The sequence below is a fragment of the Candidatus Hakubella thermalkaliphila genome (genome assembly GCF_013281975.1).
Classification (GTDB): Bacteria; Actinomycetota; Humimicrobiia; order Hakubellales; family Hakubellaceae; genus Hakubella; species Hakubella thermalkaliphila.
Genome location: NZ_BLRZ01000280.1, coordinates 1 through 1123 on the forward strand (window position 1 = coordinate 1; position 1123 = coordinate 1123).

The following is a 1123-nucleotide window of genomic DNA, read 5'->3' on the forward strand; positions in this document are numbered from 1 at the left end:
AGGTATTTCGGACGGTCTCTGAAAACGGGGACGGGCAATACTGGGCGACTGATGACCTTAAAAAACAGGCAGAGGCAGCGGCGCTGTTTGAGCAAGTGAAGGCCAGGAAACTGAGGGTGGTGGTTCCCCATATAGTTATTGCCGATGCCTTCTATGTGTTGTCTTCGCCACGGCTGTATAATCTACCACGTCTGGAGATTGCTCGGCTTTTGGCCCCGCTGATTCGCCTCCCAGGGTTTAAGGTCCGGCACCGCCGGGCCATGCTGCGCGCGCTCGAACTGTACGCCAGTACGAATCTTGACTTTGGCGATGCCCTGATTGTGGCATTAATGGAAGGGACTGATGCTCGTGTTTGACGATTTCTTCTGGGGCGGGGTTATCCACTTTTTCATAACCGGTATCATCCAGGAATTTCTCAAACCGTAATTGGGCCGAGACCGGAAAATCCTTTTTAAGATGCCTTCTTACCTGTTCAATTACCAGAGGACAAAGGACAACTTGAAAGTCACCTTTAAGAGCATGGCTGAGAACTTCGTAGGACCACCTTGGGAAGGAACAGCCCGCAATAATCACGTTGGCATCAAGAAATACCCTAGGAGGTCTTTCGCCGGATGGCTTGGCCATATTGCTCCTCAAAGACTTCTTGTTTGGTCTTCTCCATATCTTTGATGAGTTGTTCCTCGCTGATGCCTGGGCGTTCCATTTCTTTGTTAAGCTCCCGATTTAGTTCCCGGAAATTTTCAAGAGCCAGGGCTCGACGATACTTCTCACAATCAGCCATACTGATGATAACGGCCATCTGAAGGCCGTCTCTCTACAATAAAATGCTCCTCGCCTTTAAAAGCTCTTTTTAGAACATCGCCAAAATGAATTCTGGCTTCGGTTGCCTTGATGGTTTTAAGCATCGGCTTTCGGTTCAGTTCTGGCAACGGAACCGCCTCCTCTCATTAAGGTTAATTAACATTAACTAAGGTACATCATCCCAAAGGGTTTGCCAGGAGGCAGTTTAAAACCAAGGCCAACCAATTGCTCTCCAGCATAAACCAGCTCCCCTTGAGGACATTTTTTATTAGATTAGGACTTACGCAGTTGGGGTAAGACTGTAGGTAGGGTTACCCAGATA

At 48.4% G+C, this 1123-nt stretch carries 3 protein-coding genes; 1 reads left to right on the forward strand and 2 read right to left on the reverse strand.

Features of this window, described 5'->3' with window-relative positions; translation table 11 throughout:
* Positions 1-356 (forward strand): PIN domain-containing protein (locus HW443_RS11550; RefSeq protein WP_176238259.1); only part of this gene is annotated, 356 nt, incomplete at its 5' end.
* Between the two features lie 236 nt (positions 357-592).
* Here HW443_RS11550 and HW443_RS11555 read toward each other — a convergent pair.
* Complete coding sequence (locus tag HW443_RS11555) at positions 593-799, reverse strand: hypothetical protein (RefSeq protein ID WP_176237351.1); 207 nt, start codon at positions 797-799, stop codon at positions 593-595.
* Positions 774-929 (reverse strand): type II toxin-antitoxin system Phd/YefM family antitoxin, encoded by a 156-nt coding sequence (locus tag HW443_RS11560; RefSeq protein ID WP_176235373.1) that lies wholly within the window; start codon positions 927-929, stop codon positions 774-776. Before HW443_RS11560 ends, HW443_RS11555 begins: the two co-directional genes overlap by 26 nt.
* Positions 930-1123: the final 194 nt, after the last annotated feature.